At 54.7% G+C, this 19,455-nt stretch carries 14 protein-coding genes; 6 read left to right on the forward strand and 8 right to left on the reverse strand.

From position 1 onward, the window contains the following. Nucleotides 1-57: 57 nt before the first annotated feature. On the reverse strand, nt 58-2,469 hold the full coding sequence (locus FRY97_RS18390; RefSeq protein WP_147169036.1) for a TonB-dependent receptor: 2,412 nt from the start codon (nt 2,467-2,469) through the stop codon (nt 58-60). A 109-nt stretch (nt 2,470-2,578) separates the two neighbouring features. Beyond that, the gene (gene add, locus FRY97_RS18395) at nt 2,579-3,562 is read right to left on the reverse strand and encodes an adenosine deaminase (protein ID WP_147169037.1); all 984 of its coding nucleotides are present in this window, start codon (nt 3,560-3,562) and stop codon (nt 2,579-2,581) included. Nucleotides 3,563-3,890: 328 nt separating this feature from the next. On the opposite strand from add, the gene FRY97_RS18400 reads away from it, so the two are divergent. The 3 genes from FRY97_RS18400 to FRY97_RS18410 all read left to right on the forward strand — a co-directional run bounded on the left by FRY97_RS18400 (nt 3,891) and on the right by FRY97_RS18410 (nt 7,835). After that, nucleotides 3,891-5,261, forward strand: coding sequence for a tellurite resistance TerB family protein (locus tag FRY97_RS18400; RefSeq protein ID WP_147169038.1), 1,371 nt, complete (start codon nt 3,891-3,893; stop codon nt 5,259-5,261). Between the two features lie 205 nt (nt 5,262-5,466). Beyond that, nucleotides 5,467-5,877 carry a DUF5606 family protein gene (locus FRY97_RS18405; protein ID WP_147169039.1) on the forward strand — a complete coding sequence of 137 codons (411 nt, stop codon included), beginning with the start codon at nt 5,467-5,469 and terminating at the stop codon, nt 5,875-5,877. A gap of 221 nt (nt 5,878-6,098) precedes the next feature. Continuing rightward, on the forward strand, nt 6,099-7,835 hold the full coding sequence (locus tag FRY97_RS18410; RefSeq protein WP_147169040.1) for a M3 family oligoendopeptidase: 1,737 nt from the start codon (nt 6,099-6,101) through the stop codon (nt 7,833-7,835). Nucleotides 7,836-7,838: 3 nt separating this feature from the next. On the opposite strand, the gene FRY97_RS18415 is transcribed toward FRY97_RS18410, so the two are convergent. The 4 genes from FRY97_RS18415 to FRY97_RS18430 form a co-directional block, all read right to left on the reverse strand. Then, nucleotides 7,839-8,693, reverse strand: coding sequence for a hypothetical protein (locus tag FRY97_RS18415; RefSeq protein WP_147169041.1), 855 nt, complete (start codon nt 8,691-8,693; stop codon nt 7,839-7,841). A 92-nt stretch (nt 8,694-8,785) separates the two neighbouring features. Further along, nucleotides 8,786-10,048 (reverse strand): imidazolonepropionase, encoded by a 1,263-nt coding sequence (hutI, locus tag FRY97_RS18420; protein WP_147169042.1) that lies wholly within the window; start codon nt 10,046-10,048, stop codon nt 8,786-8,788. 170 nt (nt 10,049-10,218) lie between these two features. Continuing rightward, the gene (locus FRY97_RS18425; RefSeq protein WP_170254740.1) at nt 10,219-11,139 is read right to left on the reverse strand and encodes an SPOR domain-containing protein; all 921 of its coding nucleotides are present in this window, start codon (nt 11,137-11,139) and stop codon (nt 10,219-10,221) included. A 725-nt stretch (nt 11,140-11,864) separates the two neighbouring features. Continuing rightward, nucleotides 11,865-12,404 carry a helix-turn-helix domain-containing protein gene (locus FRY97_RS18430; RefSeq protein WP_147169044.1) on the reverse strand — a complete coding sequence of 180 codons (540 nt, stop codon included), beginning with the start codon at nt 12,402-12,404 and terminating at the stop codon, nt 11,865-11,867. Between the two features lie 334 nt (nt 12,405-12,738). On the opposite strand from FRY97_RS18430, the gene FRY97_RS18435 reads away from it, so the two are divergent. Beyond that, nucleotides 12,739-13,266 (forward strand): RNA polymerase sigma factor, encoded by a 528-nt coding sequence (locus tag FRY97_RS18435; protein WP_147169045.1) that lies wholly within the window; start codon nt 12,739-12,741, stop codon nt 13,264-13,266. A gap of 437 nt (nt 13,267-13,703) precedes the next feature. Continuing rightward, a complete protein-coding gene (locus FRY97_RS18440; RefSeq protein ID WP_147169046.1) occupies nt 13,704-15,632 on the forward strand; it encodes a S8 family serine peptidase in 1,929 nt (642 codons plus the stop codon). A gap of 65 nt (nt 15,633-15,697) precedes the next feature. Here the strand turns inward: FRY97_RS18440 and hemB are convergent, their stop codons facing one another. Continuing rightward, nucleotides 15,698-16,696, reverse strand: coding sequence for a porphobilinogen synthase (gene hemB, locus FRY97_RS18445; RefSeq protein WP_147169047.1), 999 nt, complete (start codon nt 16,694-16,696; stop codon nt 15,698-15,700). A gap of 80 nt (nt 16,697-16,776) precedes the next feature. Beyond that, complete coding sequence (gene yidD, locus FRY97_RS18450; protein ID WP_147169048.1) at nt 16,777-17,034, reverse strand: membrane protein insertion efficiency factor YidD; 258 nt, start codon at nt 17,032-17,034, stop codon at nt 16,777-16,779. A 606-nt stretch (nt 17,035-17,640) separates the two neighbouring features. Between yidD and FRY97_RS18455 the strand changes: the two genes are divergently transcribed. After that, nucleotides 17,641-19,434, forward strand: coding sequence for an SLC13 family permease (locus FRY97_RS18455; protein ID WP_147169049.1), 1,794 nt, complete (start codon nt 17,641-17,643; stop codon nt 19,432-19,434). The last annotated feature ends 21 nt before the right edge of the window (nt 19,435-19,455 follow it).

Genomic DNA, 19,455 nt, shown 5'->3' on the forward strand with positions numbered 1-19,455 from the left:
ATCAATACCTGCGACAGTTTGGTTCACGCCCCCCGGCTGCCCTCCCTTTTTGGCGGCCTAAAACTGCAGCCGGTACATGATATCTGGGAAGAAGCCAGACTGCAGCACTTTGTTGATTTGCTGGGTCTGAGGGTTGTAGCGCAAATCGAAGATATTTTCATGCGCGGTGATGTTCTGCAAGTCGATGAAAAACTGCTGGGACAACCGCTTATTTTTGCTATTGAGCTGGTAGCCAAACTTTAGGTCTAGGCGGAAGTAAGGGTCGTAGCGTTCGCTGAATGCCTTAGCCTCGTCCAAGACTTCTTCACCCGCCTCTTGGCTTGCCGCAAGGTCTACCGGGGTATAGTACCGGCCTCCCGCCCTGGAAGCACGCATATCGAAGGTTAGCGCATTGCGCTTGTCCTTCCCAATTTTAAACTCCTTGCCAGCCAGGAAATTCACAACATAGCCATTATTGAAAGCAGTATTCCGCCTTACCTTGTCACTGCCCTCGTATTTGGAATCAAAGAAGGAGGCGGTGAGCAAGCCATAATAACCTTGGCTAAAGAACTTTTCTACCGTAAGCTCAAGCCCGTAATTGGCCCCTGCCCCCTCATTGACCAAGCGGCCAGCCTCAGGGAAGACAAAGTCGGCACCGGCATTTAACATAGAAAACGAGCTTGGAAAAGGCTGTACCGGCACATCTGCTATAGCTTGGTAGTATACTTCGGCCCGGGCTTTCCAGCTTGGGGCTACATTCCAATCGTAGCCTAGCACCCAATGGCTGCTCTGCGTGAAGTCCAGGTTTTCGTTGGAGCGGAGCAATGCGCCAGTCTGAGGGTCATTCTCTGTAAAGAAAAAGACAGGCAGCGGCTGCATTTGGTGGTGGAGCCCATACCCCAGGTTGAGCCGGTGGCGAGGGTGCAATTGCCAATTGATGGCCAAGCGGGGCTCCAAAGCGCGGGTATTGTTGTAGATGAGCCACTGCCCATGCAAGCCGGCCTGCAAAGACAGCTCATCGGTAAAACGATAGACCCCTTGTGCATAAGCCTGCAGCAGCGTCATGCCGCCATCGAAATCCCGGACCCGGAACCAGTCCGGTGCACCGTCCCCATCGAGATCGGGGCGCCCCTCGCGGTCGTCCACTTGGGTATCCAACTGATAGTGCTCAGCGAGTAGGCCCATACGTGCCGTCAGCCGGCGGTTGAACTTCTTGTTCAGAAAAGAAGACAAGGAGAAGGTATTCGTCACATCCGCTACCTCTGTAACCCGTATTTTCTGCCCTTCTTCAGCCAGATAATTATCCTGTTCATAACCCGAGCGGGCTGTGGATACAGAAGCCACGGTGCGCAAGTAAGCGTTTTCTCCCACAATAAGGTTGTGCCTCAGCCCCGCTATGCCCATTTGAGAGGTAGCATAAGCATCTTCGTCAGGGTTGGCGAACAGGTCGGTTTCATCAATCTCATTGCCCAGGAAATCGATATTGCTCATTGCGCCAATCCCGAAAAGTGTGAACTTGCCAGCTTTGCCGTTGCCAAAATCCAGGTTGAAGGAGAGGTCTCGGTAATTGGGCGTGGCATTCGTCCCTACCGGTATCCCGAAATAGTCAGCTACTTCTACAAAGGAATGCCGGTAGCTCACCAGGTAAGCGCCTTTGTGCTGATCATTTAACGGCCCTTCCGCCATAGCCTCTAGCCCGCTGAAAGCGGCCAGCTGGAACATAAACTCGTGCTCATCACGGTTGCCCGGGCGGAAGCCCAGGTCAAAGACACCGCCGAGGGCATTGCCATACTCTGCAGGGAACGCAGAAGTCAAGAAATCGGACGTTTTGAGCAAGTTGGGATTGAGGGCAGAGACTGGCCCGCCGGTTGTCCCCAGGGTAGCAAAGTGATTGGGGTTGGGGATGGGGATGCCATTGAGCCGCCAAAGGACCCCTGTAGGCGAATTGCCCCGGATGACGATGTCATTGCGGCTGTCATCAGCTACGGCTACCCCAGCAAAGCTGCCAGCCAGGCGGGCGACATCGTTTCGCCCTCCGGAAAAGCGGTTGACCTCTTCCGGGTTGAAGGAGCGTACACTGATGGTGGCCATCTCGTTTTGTGGCTGGCCTTTCCCTACTTTGGCCGTGACCACCACCTCATCCATCTGCAATACGGACTCTTGCAGGCTGACATTCAGCACGGCCTGCTTGCCTGCTGTGACCAAGATATTGGGCACGGTTACTGTTTCGTAGCCCAGGTAGGAGATGCGGACGCTGTGCCGCCCCACGGGCACGCCCTCCATCTGGAACCTCCCGTCCAAGTCCGTTACTCCCCCTGTGGCCTCCGCCCCACCTAGCAGCTCGACAGTTGCCCCAATGATGGGGATTTCAGATTGCTGATCGACAACGCTGCCTTTCAGGGTTTGTACCGGCTGTGCAGCCAAAGGATGGATCAGGCCCCCTAAGCTCAAAAGGGCTAGTAATGCAATAATGGGTAATTTCAGTCTCATAATCTAATGGTGCGTTTTATTGCCCCAAAAGTGCCTGCCCTGAGGCACTTTTGCCAGCAATAAACTGCGAACCGTAGGATATCCCTGCCCAACTGTAGGATTTCTTTGCTCAACCGTTGGCCCACCCCTGGGCCAAAGCTAGCTTTAGGGCCTGCCGGCGGTTTTCTGGCAGGAATGAGGCCTCTGCGGCAGCCAAGTTGCACTGCAGCAGCTCTTCCCTTCCCCACCCAAAAGCAGCCTCTACTTTCCGGTATTCATCGGCCAGGGTGACATTGGAGAGCGTACGCCCATCTGTATTGATGCTTATGGAAGCCCCTTTGCGGTACAGCTCCTGCATACTGTGGGCCTTGAGGTTTGGGAAAACGCCGGTTTGCAAGTTGCTGGTCGGGCAGACTTCGAAGTGTATGCCGCTTTCCAATGCTCCTGCCAGAACGGCGGGGCCCTCTACAATCCTTACCCCATGCCCTAAGCGCTGCACCCTAGCCTCTGAGAGGGTTTCGGCCACACTTTCAGCTCCACAGGCTTCACCGGCATGAGCGGTAGCGGGCACGCCATGCTCTGCCGCCCAACGGAAAGCGGGCAAGTGTGGGGCGAGCGGGTGCCCGGCTTCGTCCCCGGCAATATCAAACCCGCACACCCCCTGCCCCAGGTAACGCTGTGCCAGGCGGGCAGTCGCCATGCTCTCTTGGCCAGAAAAGCGGCGGAGCGTGCACAGGATGAGCTGGGCTGCCGGGCCTGCTGCCTTCTGGAAAGCCCCTAGCACTGCCTCTACCACTGCTTCCGGGCTGAGCCCTCCCCGGGTGTGAAGCAATGGGGCAAACCGGACCTCCGCATAAATGACTTTATCCTTTCGGAGCTGCCCCAACAAATCTTCGGCAACCCATTCTAAAGCGCGGGCCGACTGCATGAGCTCAAAGCCACGCACCGCCCTTGACAAATAATCGGCAAGGTTTTGGCAGCGGGCGGGGGCAATAAACTCCTCCCGGAATTCATGTGGGGTGAGCGCGGGGCTGAGCGCAGAAGCCACCGCGTAACTTACCGAGCAGTCAAGGTGTAGGTGAAGCTCTATTTTGGGCAGAATATCGTAATTCATGGCTCAATTTAAGATAATATGCGAGTTGGCAGAGGGCTGCCAACAGCAAATTTAAGAGGGCGGAAGCCAAAGCCTAGGGCATTTTGGCTTCCTGATGGCACCGGCCTAGCGCTGCGGAGGGGTGGCAAGCCCGATAGGGCCGAGCGGACAGCGAGCCCCGGAGCATAGCGGCGCCTGCTGTTAGGCAGGGGCAGGCCCCACCCGAACAACAATCTGGTTTGCGCCCAATCAGGGGGCGTCCTGAGTACCGTGATCATCTGTACTGGCCGAAAAAAGTATAAAGGTTCCCATTTTTTGCGCTAATTGCCCCCTTAACCTATCAAAGAAAATGCCCACACCGACGCCTGACTTTAAAGCCAAAAGCTGGCTCGAACAATACCTTGCTTACCGTCAGCAGCACCCCTTGGCCCCCTTAGCGGGCGGTGAACTGCCCGAAGAGCTGATGGCAACCCTCCCCTCGCCTTTCGAGGGGTATCAGCATCCTTTGTACCTGTGCCTACAGCAATCTGGCATGGCTTTCGGTTTCCCGGTAGCCTATCCATTCAAAGACCCTTCAGGAGCCTTTGGGCAGCTGTCGGTAAGCAGCCGGGCCAAGTTCGTTCTGCTGGACACGATGCTTTATGCGGTTTACCTCCAAGAAGGCGCCCCTTCGGGCGAGGCTTATCAGCGAATGGTAGCGCAGGCCGGCCGCCTGTTGCGGGCGTACTACCGCCACCTCCACCAAACGGTTTTCCAAGAGCAGTCCAATTTTGTAGAGGACATCCTCTTTCAGCGCGTACAGTACAAAAAGCGCCTGATGGATTTCCGCCGGAGCGGCATTAACACCCACCTGTTTTGGGACCTGCAGGGCTTTTTACAATATTATGAATATGCCAGCGAATGCGAGGGGGAAATCCCGGAAGCCTGGTTTGAGGAGCTGCTGCAGCAAAAAAAGATGCTAAAGGTGCTCAGCTTCAAGATCATTGCCGCTGCTATTCATGCCGACTGGAAGATAGCGCGGGCCGAGCAGTCCCTTGCCCGGCAATTCAACGCAGCTTCCCGCCTGCTCAGCAAATCAGAGAAAGCCTCCGTAGGCAACCTCTTCAAATGGGGCGTAGCCCTGGAGGATATCCAAATCCCACAAGCGCTCAATTGGGAAGCGCGCCGCCACCTTTTAGACATCGCTCTGCTCGCAGTATATGCAGACCGGGAGATCGACCTTCAAGAAGATACCTTCCTGCGGCGGCTGGCCTTCCGGCTCGGCCTGACGGCGGAGGACCTGCTGAGCAGCAAAGCCAGCTTGGGCATTTTTTTATTCCAATACGGCGAGCGCCTTCATTTCCGGAAAGCAAAATCGGCAGGGCTGCAGCTCGCCTGGCAGGCCATAGCCGAGAACATGGCCAAACTGGGCAGGGCTGCGCGTATGGAAGCAGTGGAAACCCGGGATATGGCAGCTACCTTTGGCAAGCTGCTGAGCCACCGCCTTTCCCCCAAAGCCGACCCGAGCCGCCTCCCTTCTGAAGAAGAGATACAAGCTGCAATGGCTCAATTAAAGGACTTGCCGCGCTTCCTCCCGTTCTTCAGCCTCTTCTTCATCCCTGTGCCAGGGATAACGGAGCTGTATATCCTTACTGCCATAGGCTTGGAGAAGCTGAGCCGGGGAAAAGTAAGCCTGCTGCCCAGCCAATTGCGCAAGCTCAACGCAGAACAGGAAGAATAAGGGCACCCAAAAATTGGCACTGCGCGTAATATTGCATAATTTTGTATCCTACCCCTCTGGGATTTCCTATCCCGTTGATACTTCCCCCTACAGTTGCACAAGCCCGTTGAGGTGGCGTTAAAATTTAGCTGCCACTTAAGATGGGTATATCCTCCATTTTGTTACTAACTTTGCCCCCCTTACATCAAAAAGGTGAGACAACTGTATGAATCTTGAACAACTAATTGCTGTCAGTGGCCTGTCCGGCATTTACCGTATGGCTGCCAACCGTAGCAACGGCCTGATTATTGAAGATGTTAAAACGGGAAAGCGCCGTTTCGCATCTTCTCGAAAGCACCAATTTACCCCTTTGGCTTCCATCGCTATTTATACCGACGACGGAGAGTCAACGGAGCTCACGAAGGTGTTCCAGCAAATGAAAGATCAGCTGGCTGACAACCCGCCGCCTGCTGCCTCTTCAAAAGCTGAAGACCTGCATGAGTATTTTGCCGATGTGCTCCCCAACTATGACCGGGACCGCGTTTTTAATGGTGACATCAAAAAAGTCATCAAGTGGTTCACGTATCTGCAGGAGAGCGGCGTGCTCGACGAGGAAGCGGGCGACGAAGAGGAGTAAGCGGCAATTTCCCTCGGCCAACGGTAACAAAAGACAGCGCATTGCGTACAAGCAGGTGAAGAGTTGCAACCAACCTCCGGTTTTTCGGGGTATTGCACCAAAAGCCCACCTGAATTAAAGTATAAATGTGCGGCAAGGAGCCCGCCCAGGGCCCCTTGCCGCTCCGTTGAATAATGTCCGTTTGGCGCTGCCTCTTGCGCAGCCCGCAAATCATAACGCTCATGACCAAGACGGCCACCGTTTTGCAAGAACACGAAAGAGCATTTGTGCCTAAGGAGTTTAAAGTCACCACCTGGTCTAAACTTAAACCTTATTTTCACGAATTGCTGCACCGCCCGATCAGTTCCCTGCGAGAGCTCGAGCAGTGGGTAAAAGACAAAAGCGAGCTTGACGCAGTCGTCAGCGAGGCCTTCTCCTGGCGCTACATCAAAGTGACCGTTGACAGCTCGGATGAGAAGGCGGAAGCCCTTTACCAATATGCTGTTCAGGAGCTCGCCCCAAAAATCACTTCTTACGAGCACCAGCTCAACGAAAAGCTGGTCCATTGCCCATTTTCCGGGCAGCTGCCCCCCGATCAATACCACATCTTCCTGCGCAGCGTGCACAACGCGGTCGAGCTTTTCAAAGAGGACAATATCGCTCTGGGGACCAACATACAGCTGAAGTCTAAGGAGTATGTCAAGATCTTCTCGGAAATGACCATCGGGGTGGACGGCAAGCAGATGACCTTGCAGAAGGCCTCCTCCTTGCTCGAAGAGCCCGACCGGGCGTATCGAGAAGCCGTCTACCACAAAATCCATGAGCGCCTGCTGGCAGAAACGGAACCACTGGAGGGCCTTTTTGACCACCTCGTCAAAATGCGCCACGAGATGGCCCTGAACGCGGGCTTTGACAACTTCCGGGACTATAAGTTCCGCGCAATGGGCCGCTTTGACTACAGCGTAGAAAGCTGTGATGATTTCCACCATGCCATACGCTCAGAGATAGTCCCCATCGTGGATGAGTTCAATCAGTTTAGGCTGGGCCACCTCGGTTTTGAAAAGCTGCGCCCTTGGGACCTCTTCGTAGACCCCACCGGCGATCAGCCGCTGCGGCCTTTTGAGGACATCCCCGACCTTGTAGAAAAATCGACCCGCTGCTTATACCGCCTACATCCTGAATTTGGGCAGACCCTTGAGATCATGAGCGAGCTGGGCCACCTAGACCTCGAATCACGCAAAGGGAAAAGGCCTGGGGGCTACAATATGCCCCTCCACCTGACCGGCATCCCGTTTATCTTCATGAACGCGACCAACTCGCTCAGCGATATGCGCACCCTGATGCATGAAGCTGGGCACGCTATCCACAGCCGGCTGACAAGCCAATACAAACTTAAGACCGCAAAACGGGTCCCTTCTGAAGTGGCAGAGCTGGCCGCAATGACCATGGAGCTGCTGACGATGGAGCACTGGGACATCTTCTTCCCTGACCCCGAAGAGCTGCGCCGTGCAAAGATTGTGCAGCTGGAGTACGTCCTTAAAGTACTGCCCTGGATCGCAACAATTGATAAGTTCCAGCATTGGGTTTACACCCATCCTGCCCACAGCCGAGCGGAGCGCAAGGCAGCTTGGATGCAGATTATGAAAGACTTCAATTCTCCCACCATTGACCATGAAGGGCTGGAGGAGTATCAGGGGCACCTCTGGCACAAGCAACTGCACATCTTTGAAGTCCCCTTTTATTACATTGAGTATGGCATGGCCCAGCTTGGCGCAATTGCCATTTGGAAACGCTTCCGGGAACAGCCCGACGAGGCTATAGAAGCCTACCTCAGCGCCCTGAAGCTCGGCTATACCCGCAACATCCGTGAAATATACGAGGCGGCGGGCATCGCTTTCGATTTTTCCAGAGCTTATGTCAGCGAGCTGGGGGCTTTCGTCAAGCAGGAGCTCGGCCAGCTCTTGCAGCAACATGGATAGGGGTCATTCCGGAAACTTGACCCCGAGCTTGATCAGGGGTATGGGCAACACAAAGGGTACTTCATCTAAGTAACTGATGAGCAGGCTGGCAGCAAAATCGAGCCGGTGCCCGAAAAACTGAACCCCAGGCAAAAAGGAGGCTCCTTCTACGATCGGCCCAAGCCAAAGCTCGCCATGTATGGCAAAACGCTCAGAAGTCCGCTTATGCCCAGACAGCATGAAAATGGGCGAGGGGAAAAACTCGCCCTCTTTGTACATATAGCTCAGCCCGGCCGTGATGTTGCTGTAGCGGTTGCCATGCGTGAGGCTGGCAAACGCAAAGCTATGTGTGAAGAAACCATCATAGCCGGGCAGCCGCATCAAGAACGCTCCTGCCCCAAGGTATAGCTCATCTTCAATCAATGGCACCGTATACTTAGGGCTAATTGCGAATGTAGGCCCCTGATCTACAACAAGCAAAGTGGATATGAGCTCGAAGCCCGCAGTGACCGACAGGCGGTCGGTAAGGCCATAAGCAAAGGTATTGACGCCCACCATCACGTTTTGGTAGTAAAGTTCTCCTTTGTTAAGGTTGAGCCCGTTCACTGGAGACAGCATATTGGTGTAGGCACCTGTAGAAGGGGCCCAAGGGCGGATATCCCGGACTTCCCGGATCAATGACCTGGGTATGGCGACATCTCTCCTGATGCCAATGGAGCGCAGTTTGATCTGGGCTGTATCTTCCTCCAAGATCAAGCCCTGAAAATAGCGTTCATCCGTGAGTGTTATGCCTTTTTCGAAACGGTAGGGGTACCCCGCTTGAGCGGCAGCGTAAAAGGAGGCGATGGCCAATAGCAACAAGCAACATATTTCTCTCATCAGCAGCTAAAAATTTATAGTTTCCTGGGCCACTGTAGCCCTCCTTGGGGTATTGCACTCAGCGTTGATGGGCGACGGCAGCGCTAACTGCCTCAAGCCATGGCCCACCTTTTGTCTACTTTGAGCTGGCCATCAATGTAAACGCGCTGAACCAAGTCGCTGCCAAAAGCATAGGGCAGGTATTCCGGCCCAGGCACAGAGGGTGTCAGTATAAAGCTTGCCCGTTTGCCAGGAACAAGTGAGCCAAGCTCTTGGCCCAATTCCATAGCACTTGCACCGTTGATAGTAGCAGCCTGTATGGCTTCGCCGGGCAGCATACCGCACTTTAGGCAGGCCAGGGACAGCACAAACTGCATTTTGCCAGAAGGCGTAGAGCCCGGGTTGTAATCGGACGCCAAGGCTACAGGCAGCCCGGCATCTATCATACGGCGGGCAGGCTGATAGTGGCCGCCTATAAAGAAGGGCGCGCTCGGCAAAAGGGTTGGGATGGTATTGCCGGTTTTCAAATATTCCACCTCTGCATCTGTCACCACCTCCAGGTGATCTACAGAAACGGCCCCCCGGTCCACACAGGCTTCAATGCAGCCTAAGCTGTTGAACTGATTGGTATGTACTTTTGCTTTGAGCCCATATTTGGCCCCCGCCTCAATAATCCTGACCGTTTCATCCACACTGTAAAAACCCTTTTCACAGAAAACGTCGATGTAATCAGCCAGCCCCTCTCCTGCTATTAGCGGCAGCATTTCATCGATGACCAAACGCACATATGCCTCCCGGTTGTCACGGTAGGGCAGCGGCAGGGCGTGCGCCCCCAAGAAGGTAGCTTTTATAGGAATAGGCGATTGTTCTGCGAGGGCCCGTATCACGCGCAGCATCTTCAGCTCAGCCTCTACGCTTAGCCCATAGCCGCTTTTGATCTCGACCGCGCCGGTACCATAGCCAATGACCTCCTCCAACCGCTCCCAAGCTGCCTTGAAAAGGCTGGCTTCTGAGGCAGCCTGCAGCTTGCCCGCAGAGTTCAATATCCCGCCGCCCCGGCGCGCGATCTCTTCATAACTTAGCCCTTTGATACGGTCTACAAACTCATGCTCCCGGCTTTGTGCAAAAACCAAGTGAGTGTGGGAGTCGCACCAAGTAGGCAGCACCATCCCCCCGTTTGCATCCACTACTTCCGTAGCACGGCTGGGGCAGGCCGACATTTCCCCTGTTGCCTTTACCAGGCCTCCCTCTGCGAGGAGCCATGCGTTTTCTTGCAAGGGGAGCTGGGAAAGCTGCCTGCCAGCGGCCCTGTCGCCAGGGATTCCTTCCGCCATTAACAGGTGCCCGATATTGGTGATCAGCAGTGAGCGCGCCATAAGTTGAATGGTTTTCGTTTTGAAAGGGCTTGTGGGTGAAGGTAAGGAAAGCCAGTCTTTTGAACAATCCCCATCTGAGCTGTACACGCCAAAAGGGCTATAACCTTGTGCAAGCTATAGCCCTTCCATACCTCATTTTGTATGCTTAGCGCTTGTTTGGAGCGGTACTGTTATTTGCCCATTATATTGATAAAGGCGTCCTTATAAATATTGCGCACTTGGGCCTGATGGGCAGCAGCTTGCGCCTTGTACTGGAACTCACCGGAACACAAGCGATAGTACACCTGCCCTTGTTTGTTTTTGAAGGCAACGACCGTCCCTTTCTCAGTGCTCTGCCGTTCGAGCTGCATTTTGGCTGCAACTGCATTATCATAAGAAGAGAATGTCCCTACCTGAACGGTATAATAGGGGGCCGTAGAGCGGGAAACGGCCTGTTCCTCCGCTGCCTGCGATGCCGTTTGATACGCCGGGGGAAGCAATGCTGCGACCTCCTCACGGGCAGTAGCAACAGGCGGGGAATAAGCCTGCGGGCGAGCAGCAACCCGTTGCGGGCGCGCAGCCTGATTAGGTACTAGCCGGGGGCGGCGTATCTTGACCACCGCTTTAGGGCTAGGGAGCACGTAGGAGACCGTCCGTACAGGCACAGAAGGGGCAAAAGCTTTTGCTTTTTGGTTCGCAGCAGTATTGTACTCTTTCAAGGCGCTCAGCAGCTCGTGGGCAGGCACTGTGCCTTTGTGGCGGCCCAGCAATTGCCCCGAAGAAGAAAAAACCAATATGGTCGGAAGCTGTGTCACCTCATATTTGTACTGTAGCTGCATACCATTTGGCTGGCTTACATCAATCTTTGCAGCCAAATACTCGCTTCTGATGTATTGTACGAGGGGTACGTCATTAAAGGTGTAGTGATCCATCCACTCGCAGGTAGCCACCTCTTCGGCCATGAAGGTCAGGAAGTACAGCTTACCTTCTTGAGCAGCCCGGCGCTGTACATCGGCAAGTTCTCCGGAAATGAACGGGATAGGGTCTGCAGGGCTTGCTTGCAGGTTGAACCCAGCTAGCAAACTCACTGCAAGGAGCAGGTAGTTTTTCATGGGATTAATCGGTTTCTGGCGCTTGACAACAAAGGAGGCATACTCCTTTGGGGGGGTAGTTTTTGTGTGCATAGTTTGGTACGGAGTTTTGTTGAAAAAAGTTTCAAAAACACTCGTACACAATTACGCATGTGCGTATGTGTGTAGCTCTCTTGTTTGCCTGCACCTGCTTATCGGGTTAAAAATTAAGCGAGCAAGGCATTTCATCATCAACGTACGTGAATGATGCTGTGTTCGGGTTATTGTTTGCGGAGGGCCGCAGTTTTCTCAGTGCGTAAAAGGAGCTTGTTGTATCGTTAGCCGGGTTTCCCGGAAATGCTAAAGGGCTTTAGCATGGCTCACGTTGTTCGGGCAGAGCCATTGTAGTAATGCAAACCAAAGATAAGCAGTCTTTGAAAGAAATTCAAGGTGGGGATTGAATTATAAGCTGCCCAGTCCGGAATTTATCGCTGCGCTGCCCGCACAGGAAGGCATTGTCTGTTATTTCATTGTACTACTGGGCCGCCAGCCAGGTTGCCGTTTTTTAGGCCTGCCCCTGCACAATGTGAGGGGGCCTCCCCCTGCCTATCGGCATGGGGCCGCTATGCTACGGGGCTCGCTCTTCGCTCGGCCCTGCCGGGCTTACACCCCTTCGCAGCGCTAGTCCGGTGACAGCACAAAGCAGATAGGGGGGCTGAGCCCCTGCCTGATAAAATATACGGCTACAAAAAAAACGGGCCACTGCGCTAGCTTTCCGGAGCGGAAGGCTTTTTGAACTTGCAGGCCACAAAGTCGATCAGCGAACGGTGGTGCTCGAGCAGCTCAGAGGATGCTTCGAAGAGCTCTTCGAACTTCATACAAGCCATTTGATAGGGCTTGTCGCCTTTCACCTCAGCTGCGGTGGCGCGTGCCTTATACTCAAAGCAAGTATGTATGCTCTTTATCACCTGCTGCAGCTCGGCTGCCCGGGCTTCAAACTGCTCCATCAGCTCGAGCTCGTTGGAGGAAAGCTCCTGAAAGTTTTGTGCCGAGGCATGTAGGTTCTCACTTTCGCTAAGGTCCTTCTGGGTCAAGTCGATAATGGATACGCCAAAAAGGTTGGACAGCTTGAGCAGGTTGCAGATTTTCGGTTCTGCAGAGCCATTTTCGTAGGAAGCAATATTCCCCCGGTTGAGCCCAATACGACCGCCGAGCTCTTCCTGACTCAGTTTAAGCTGCTTGCGCAAAAACCGGATGTTCTGATGCAGGAAGATGTCCTGTTTCTCTTGTTTCGTGATCAAACTCATAAACAGATGGTCCTTTAAATTCAGGCCCGGCACCTGGCCCAAACGTTAGCCCGTTCAAATGATGCATAGTGGCCAAGGGAAGCTGCTTCGTCTAATAATCGTGCAACTCCCGATAAAATTCCTTTTCTTTATTTACAAATCAGGGTGAGCAAGGTTTAACCTTGTTAAGATTTTTAACAATTAGCACCTAAAATGCCACTATACTGTCAAAACCCGAACACATAAAAGGTTTTGGCTGCTCAAAGGGAAATTATTTTTGCAAAATTGATGTTCAAACTGTAGATTTGTAAATAATAATTACATCGCCTGTTTCTTCAAATATCAATCACCGACTATGACATATACAGTGCAAAATCAGATTCAAGAACAGCTTGACGGCATCAGCGGTTCACTTCGGGCTTTCTCCCTGAAGCTGACCGGCAACCCCGTCGATGCGGAAGACCTGTACCAGGATACTGCAGTCCGTATTATCACTAATGCAGATAAATACCGTCAGGGCACTAATTTCAAGGCATGGGCGGTGACCATTATGCGCAACATCTTCATCAACAACTACCGCAAGAAGGTGCGCCGCAATATGATCATCGATCAAACGCCAAACAATTACTACCTGAACTCTGGGGATAAAGTAGTGGAAAACGACGGAGAGAACAACGTAGCTTACAAGGAGCTCATGACTATGGTCAACTCTTTGCCGGAAGATTTCTGCCGCCCCTTCATGATGGCGTATCAAGGTTACAAATACGACGAGATTGCCGAACAGCTTGGCTCCCCTCTTGGCACCATCAAGAGCCGGATTTTCTTCGCGCGCAAGAAGCTGCAAAAAATGTACGCAGAAGCGCACAAGGAACGCCGGGCTTAACGGCCTGTTCAAAAAACGTTCAGCTCTCTAGCAGCTGTGCTTTAAAAAGCGCTGTGCCCAACCCACAGCGCTTTTTTATTGCCCCTCCCCAAAATGGCAGCCCCGGCTAGCGTCCTCTGCCCCCCCTATGCCTATCCTGCCGCAGGCGCCGGCCTTTGCTGCCACTTCGGCTGCACAGCTAAAAGGGCATAGCTCATCCAAGCCCCCCTCGGCACCACTTTGGGCAACCATAGGCACAGATGTTTTTTAGGCACAATTGGCTATTGAAGCGCTGCTTAAAGATGCCGGCAACGACAGATTCGTTATATTGCTAAGCCGGGCGGGCACACTACAAGGCTGCCCCCCAACGTTGTCAACACAGCTACTGCCCCTCTTATCGGGGCAAACCCAAGAAAACGGGCCAGCCCTAATCTTTAAACGATCCGGAAAATCAACTTATGAGCAACCTGAAAATCCGTAACGGCAAAAACGAGCTTTCCCTAAAAAAGAGCAAGTCGTTGGTCGGCCTGCGCACACAAACAGACAAAGCTGCCGCTGACGCCCCTTTTGTGCAAGAGGAGCTGCTGCAAAACCTTGGCGGCTTCAATATCGTCAAGCTGAGCAAGGAGGAAGGAAAGGATATCGACCAACAGCTCGATGAAGTCAGGGAGCGGCAGGAAGTGGAGGTGGGCACCCACGTCTACTATGCAGAAGGCAGCGACAAGCCCTTGGTCGCTACTGGCGAGCTCTATATCACCTTTGCAGCCGGCACAGAACCAGCGGAACAGCAAATTGCGCTGGAGGAGTTCAAGCTAGAGCTCGTTGAACGGCGTACCCCCACCCGCCTGATCGCAAGGGTCACGGCAGGTTCGCCCAACCCCTTGAAGGTCGCTCACCTGCTGCAGCAGAGCTCGCTGGTCAAAGTGGCAGAGCCCGACCTCGACACCCTGCTTGATGAGTACGAATACCAAGACCCTGCCGACGAGCTCGTGCCCCAACAGTGGCATTTGCGCAATGCAGGCTACATCCCCGGTGCCAACTACCGCCTGCGGCAAGGGGCGGACGCCAAAATTTTTGATGCCTGGCGCCGCCTCAATGGCATGGGCTCCGACCGCATCAATATCGCAATTATCGATAACGGCTTCGACTTGAGCCACCCTGACCTGCGCACTAAAGTCTTCCGCCCCTTCGACTTATGGACACAATCCTCCAATATGTCGCAGGGGGATGCACGGTTTACGCACGGCACCCCCTGTGCCAGCGTTGCGCTTGCCATATCCAATGGCCGGGGCATTGTAGGCGCAGCGCCCAATGCCCGCTTTATGCCGGTCAACGGCACTTCCTTCAGCAACCGGGCCACTGAGCAGATGTTCGACTACTGCGTGAAGAACGGCGCAGACATCATCAGCTGCAGCTGGGGCACTACCGACCCCAAATTCAGCCTGGGGCCTATCAAGGAAGCTGCTATTGCCCGTGCAGCCCGGGAAGGGCGGGGCGGCAAAGGCGCCATTATCCTCTTTGCTGCAGGCAACGATGACTTGGACTACCTCAACTTCTATGCTGCCCATCCGGATGTGATCGCTGTGGGCGCTACGACAAGCAAGGATACCCATGCGAGCTATTCTAACCGGGGCCGGGAGCTCGATATCTGCGCCCCTTCCAATGGCGATTGGCCCATACTTGCTGCACGGGCTTCGTGGGACCCTGGCATCACTTGGGAATCGGGCGTGTACAAATATTACCGGGACGGGCGCGACCGGGGGCCTCACTACAAACACTTCGGGGGCACCTCAAGCTCCACACCCTTAGTGGCGGGCATCTGTGCGCTAATGCTTTCTGCCAACCCCGACCTCACAGCGAGGGAGGTCAAGGAGATCCTACGGTCTACAGCAGACAAAATTGGCTCCCCCTCCGAATACACGAACGGGCGCTCGCTCAAGTATGGCTACGGAAGGGTGAATGCAGACCGGGCAGTGGCCGAAGCGCTCAGGCGGAAAGACCGGGCTGCTGCGCCTACAGTGCCTGCTGCCACCGTCGGCGCCCCCTCTTCCGGGCCAGCGCAGCCATCAGCGGCAGCACCTGCGGGGGGTATAAGCTCAAATGGGCAGGGGCTTTTCCGCTTTAGCGTAAAAGCTCAGCTGGCCCAAGGGTGGGGCGTGCAGGTAGGTGTATTTGGCGACTACAGCAACGTCCTTGTGCAGGCCGAAAAATTGGAGCGTATGTTCCGGCAGCCGGTCATTGTGCGTATCATGGAGCTGAACGGCCGGACGGTATACAAAGTAGCGATAGGCGCTTTTGCACGCTTTGATGAAGCAAAACAGCTCAACGAACGGGTAAAAGCAGAGCTCGGGATCAGCGCTTTCCCCGCAGATCTGTCGAAAGTTTGAGGCTTCATCGCTTAGGTTGGTGCCCGGCTTTCAGCCAGGCACCAACGGCCAACTTTCTGCGCCCTCTACGACAGCCTGCCCTTTTGGTACATGGCAGCATAGTCTTTCGCGAAGTAAGTGATGATCACATCTGCGCCAGCCCGGTGGAGGCTTAACAAGGTTTCCGGCATCGCTTTTTCATAATCCAGCCAGCCATTGCGGCAGGCAGCAATGAGCATGGCACACTCCCCGCTCACGTGGTAGGCCGCGATAGGTAGCTCAAAGTGCTGCTTCATCAGGGCAATGACATCCATGTAGTGCAAAGCAGGTTTCACCATGAGGAAGTCAGCCCCCTCCATGGTATCGAGCTCCCCTTCGATCAGAGCTTCTCTCCGGTTGGCAGGGTTCATTTGGTACGTCTTCTTGTCAGCGGGGATGTCTTCTCCTTCCACAGGGGCGCTATCGAGGGCATCGCGGAAAGGGCCGTAAAAGGCACTTGCGTACTTAGCGGTATAAGACATGATGCCGGTATCGGCGAAGCCTGCTTCGTCCAGGGCTACTCTCAGAGCTTCTACCCTGCCATCCATCATATCGGAAGGGCCGAGGATGTCAAACCCGGCTTCCGCCTGTGCTACGCCCATTTTTTGGAGGACGTGCAAGGTCTCATCGTTCAGTACTTTCCCACTGTGGACAATGCCGTCGTGCCCATCAATGCTGTAGGGGTCGAGGGCAACATCGCTGATCAGGCAGGCCTGAGGGTATTCCCCCTTAATGATCGTAGCGGCCTGCAGGTAAAAATTGTCTGGGCTGTAGCTGAAGGTGCCCCGCTTGTCCTTGCGGTGAGCTGGTATTTTGGGGAAGAGGATGAAAGACTCGATCCCCATTTGCAAGCATTGCCCGATTTCGGCCAAGGCCTCGTCTAAAGAGAGGCGGTAAGTGCCTGGCAGGGAGGGGATTTCTTCTCGCACGCCGTTGCCTTCCGTGAGGAAGACCGGCTGCACCAAGTGGTGCGGCTGCAGATGTGTCTCCTGTGATAAGTGACGGATGGCCTGATTCCGGCGGTTGCGCCTTGGTCTTCTTAACATAAGTTTGCTTGGTTTAAAAAAGTGACTGCGCTTTCATCAAGTGCAAGGTACGCATCGGCGCTTTACCTGCCAAGCCAGCCTTAGGGGCCTACCTGGCGTTTCTTTTTCTTGGGGTTTTCCGGGACAGGGTCATAACCGTGGGGCCCCCAGGGGTGGCATTTGAAAATGCGCTTGAGGCCCAGCCAAACGCCCTTCAGCGGCCCCCATTCTTGTATAGCGCCGACCATATAATGGGAGCAGGTAGGCTGGAAACGGCACTTGGGCCCCAGCAAGGGAGAGATAGCTGTTTGGTAAAAACGGATAGGCAAAATGAGGAGCCACTTGAAAAAAGCATTCATCTATTTTGGTATTGTAGGCGTGCAGCCCAACGGCTGAGGCAGGCGAGCCCCCCTTTATGAGGACACCCAAAGGCTGACAGCGCACTGCACTCCTAAGGTACCTGATGAAAACGGGCCCAAATAGCGCTTAGTTCAACTCAGCGCTCAGCGGTGCTGCTTTTGTGGCAGCGGTTGGCCATGCCGATGCTGCTATTGGCCTTCAGTCAGCATTTGTCAACCCATAAATCACAAATTGGGGCAGCATACCGCAGGCTTGTATGGGCATTCTATTGGCAAAGGACTAGCGCTGCGGAGGGGTGGGAAGCCCGATAGGGCCGAGCGGATAGCGAGCCCCGCAGCATAGCGACCCCTGCCTGCGGCAGGGGTAGGCCCCAAAGTATGAGCTAAAGCGTAGAGGCTATCAGCCAAAACCCTACTAATCGAGTATGATTATTAACTTTGCAGGTGGCTGCCTGTCGGGGCCAAACAGCAAAGCGCCGATGCGAGAAAGCGCGCCCTTGCCCTTCCTGCTTTCCGGAAGGGGTATATCTTTGCCCTTTGCCCACGGGCACATTATCAACACAGCGGGGAGACGGTAGCGCTGCCCCTGCCCAACGTTTGCCACTTATGACTGTAGGCGCTCTCATCACACTGGCCGCCATCCTGCTTGCCCTTGTGCTCTTTGCCACAGAGGCTTTGTCTGTAGACCTCGTTGCTATGCTGATCATGGCCTTGCTTGTCGTGAGCGGGGTCATATCGCCGGAGCAGGGGGTGCAAGGTTTCAGCAACCCTGCGACCATCACTGTGGCCTTTATGTTTGTGCTGAGCGCCGCGCTGCTGAAGACAGGTGCCCTGCAGTCGGTTGCCCATCAGCTCTCTGCTGTTTTCCGGCGCAACTACAGGCTGGGCATTGTGCTGATGATGCTCCTGATCGCCCTCATCTCTGCATTCATCAACAATACCCCTGTCGTAGCCGTATTCATCCCGGTAGTGGTGCAGATCGCTTATGCCTCTGGGCAGGCGCCCAGCAAAATGCTTATCCCCTTGTCTTATGCCTCCATTATGGGCGGGATGTGCACCCTCATCGGCACTTCCACCAACATCTTGGTGAGCGGGATAGCAGAACAGCACGGGCTGCCCGCTTTCGGAATGTTCCAGCTGAGCGCTGTCGGGCTGCCCATGCTCGCCGCCGGCATGCTGTTTATGCTCTTGATCGGCATCCGTATTTTGCCCGACCGCAAAACGCGCGACGACCTGAAGGAGCAGTTTGGGCTGCGGGACTACCTGACCGAGCTGGAGCTCATGCCGGGCACCGAGCTTGACGGGCAGCGGATCATGGACTCCAACCTGGTCAAAGAGCTGGAAATGGACATCATTGAAGTGATGCGGCAGGGGCAGCGCTTCACCCTCCCGCCGGGCGACTTTTCGCTTCAGGCAGGCGACCTGCTCAAGGTACGCTGTGATGTCCACAAGGTAAAAGCCCTAAAGGAGCGGGTCAAGGTAGTGGACGACAACACCCTCAGGGTAGGCGACAACTTCCTGGGCGAGAAAAATACCAGCTTGGTGGAGCTCGTCGTCACTGCTGGCTCAGCTTTTTCCAACCACACCTTGAAAAGCCTCGACTTCCGGCGGACTTACCGGGCCATACCCCTCGCTATCCGCCACCGCAATGAAGTGCTGCATGACCACCTATACAGTGTGCCCCTAGTGCCCGGGGATGTCATCCTGGCGGAGGTCAAACAGCACTACATCTCTACGCTCAAACAGATGGAAGTGGCTCAGGATGCCCCTTTTGTGGTGCTTTCAGAAGACAGCTTATCTGATTTCAACCGCGGGCAGTTCATGCTGGTCATGGGCGTCATTGGTTTTGTATTGATAACGGCTTCGCTCGGCTTCCTGCCCATCATGGTCGGGACCATTGTAGGGGTGCTCGCTTTGGTGCTTGCCCGGTGCCTGAGCATGAAGGAAGTGTACGATGCCATCAACTGGAAAATCGTGTTCCTCCTGGCCGGCGCACTGAGCTTGGGGCAGGCCATGGGCAATACCGGGCTCGACCAGCTGCTGGCCGGCGGGCTTACCGGGTGGCTTGGCCCGCTCGGGCCCGTGGCGGTGGTCTCTGGCCTATACCTTGCCACTTCGCTGCTCACGGAGCTGATGTCCAATAATGCTACGGCGGCGCTGCTCGCCCCCATCGCTATTGTGGCAGCTGAACAGCTGGGCGTCAGCCCTACCCCCCTGCTCATGGCCGTGACCATCGCCGCCTCTGCCAGCTTTATGACCCCCATTGGCTATCAGACGAATACCATGGTTTACAGTGCCGGCGGTTACCGCTTTAAGGATTTTTTCCGGACTGGGGCCGGGCTCAACCTGCTGTTTTGGGTATTGGCCAGCCTGCTTATCCCTTTGGTGTTCCCTTTCTGAGCCAAGCAGCCTATATCTTTT

The organism is Phaeodactylibacter luteus, from assembly GCF_007993045.1.
In the GTDB taxonomy this organism is placed as follows: Bacteria; Bacteroidota; Bacteroidia; order Chitinophagales; family Saprospiraceae; genus Phaeodactylibacter; species Phaeodactylibacter luteus.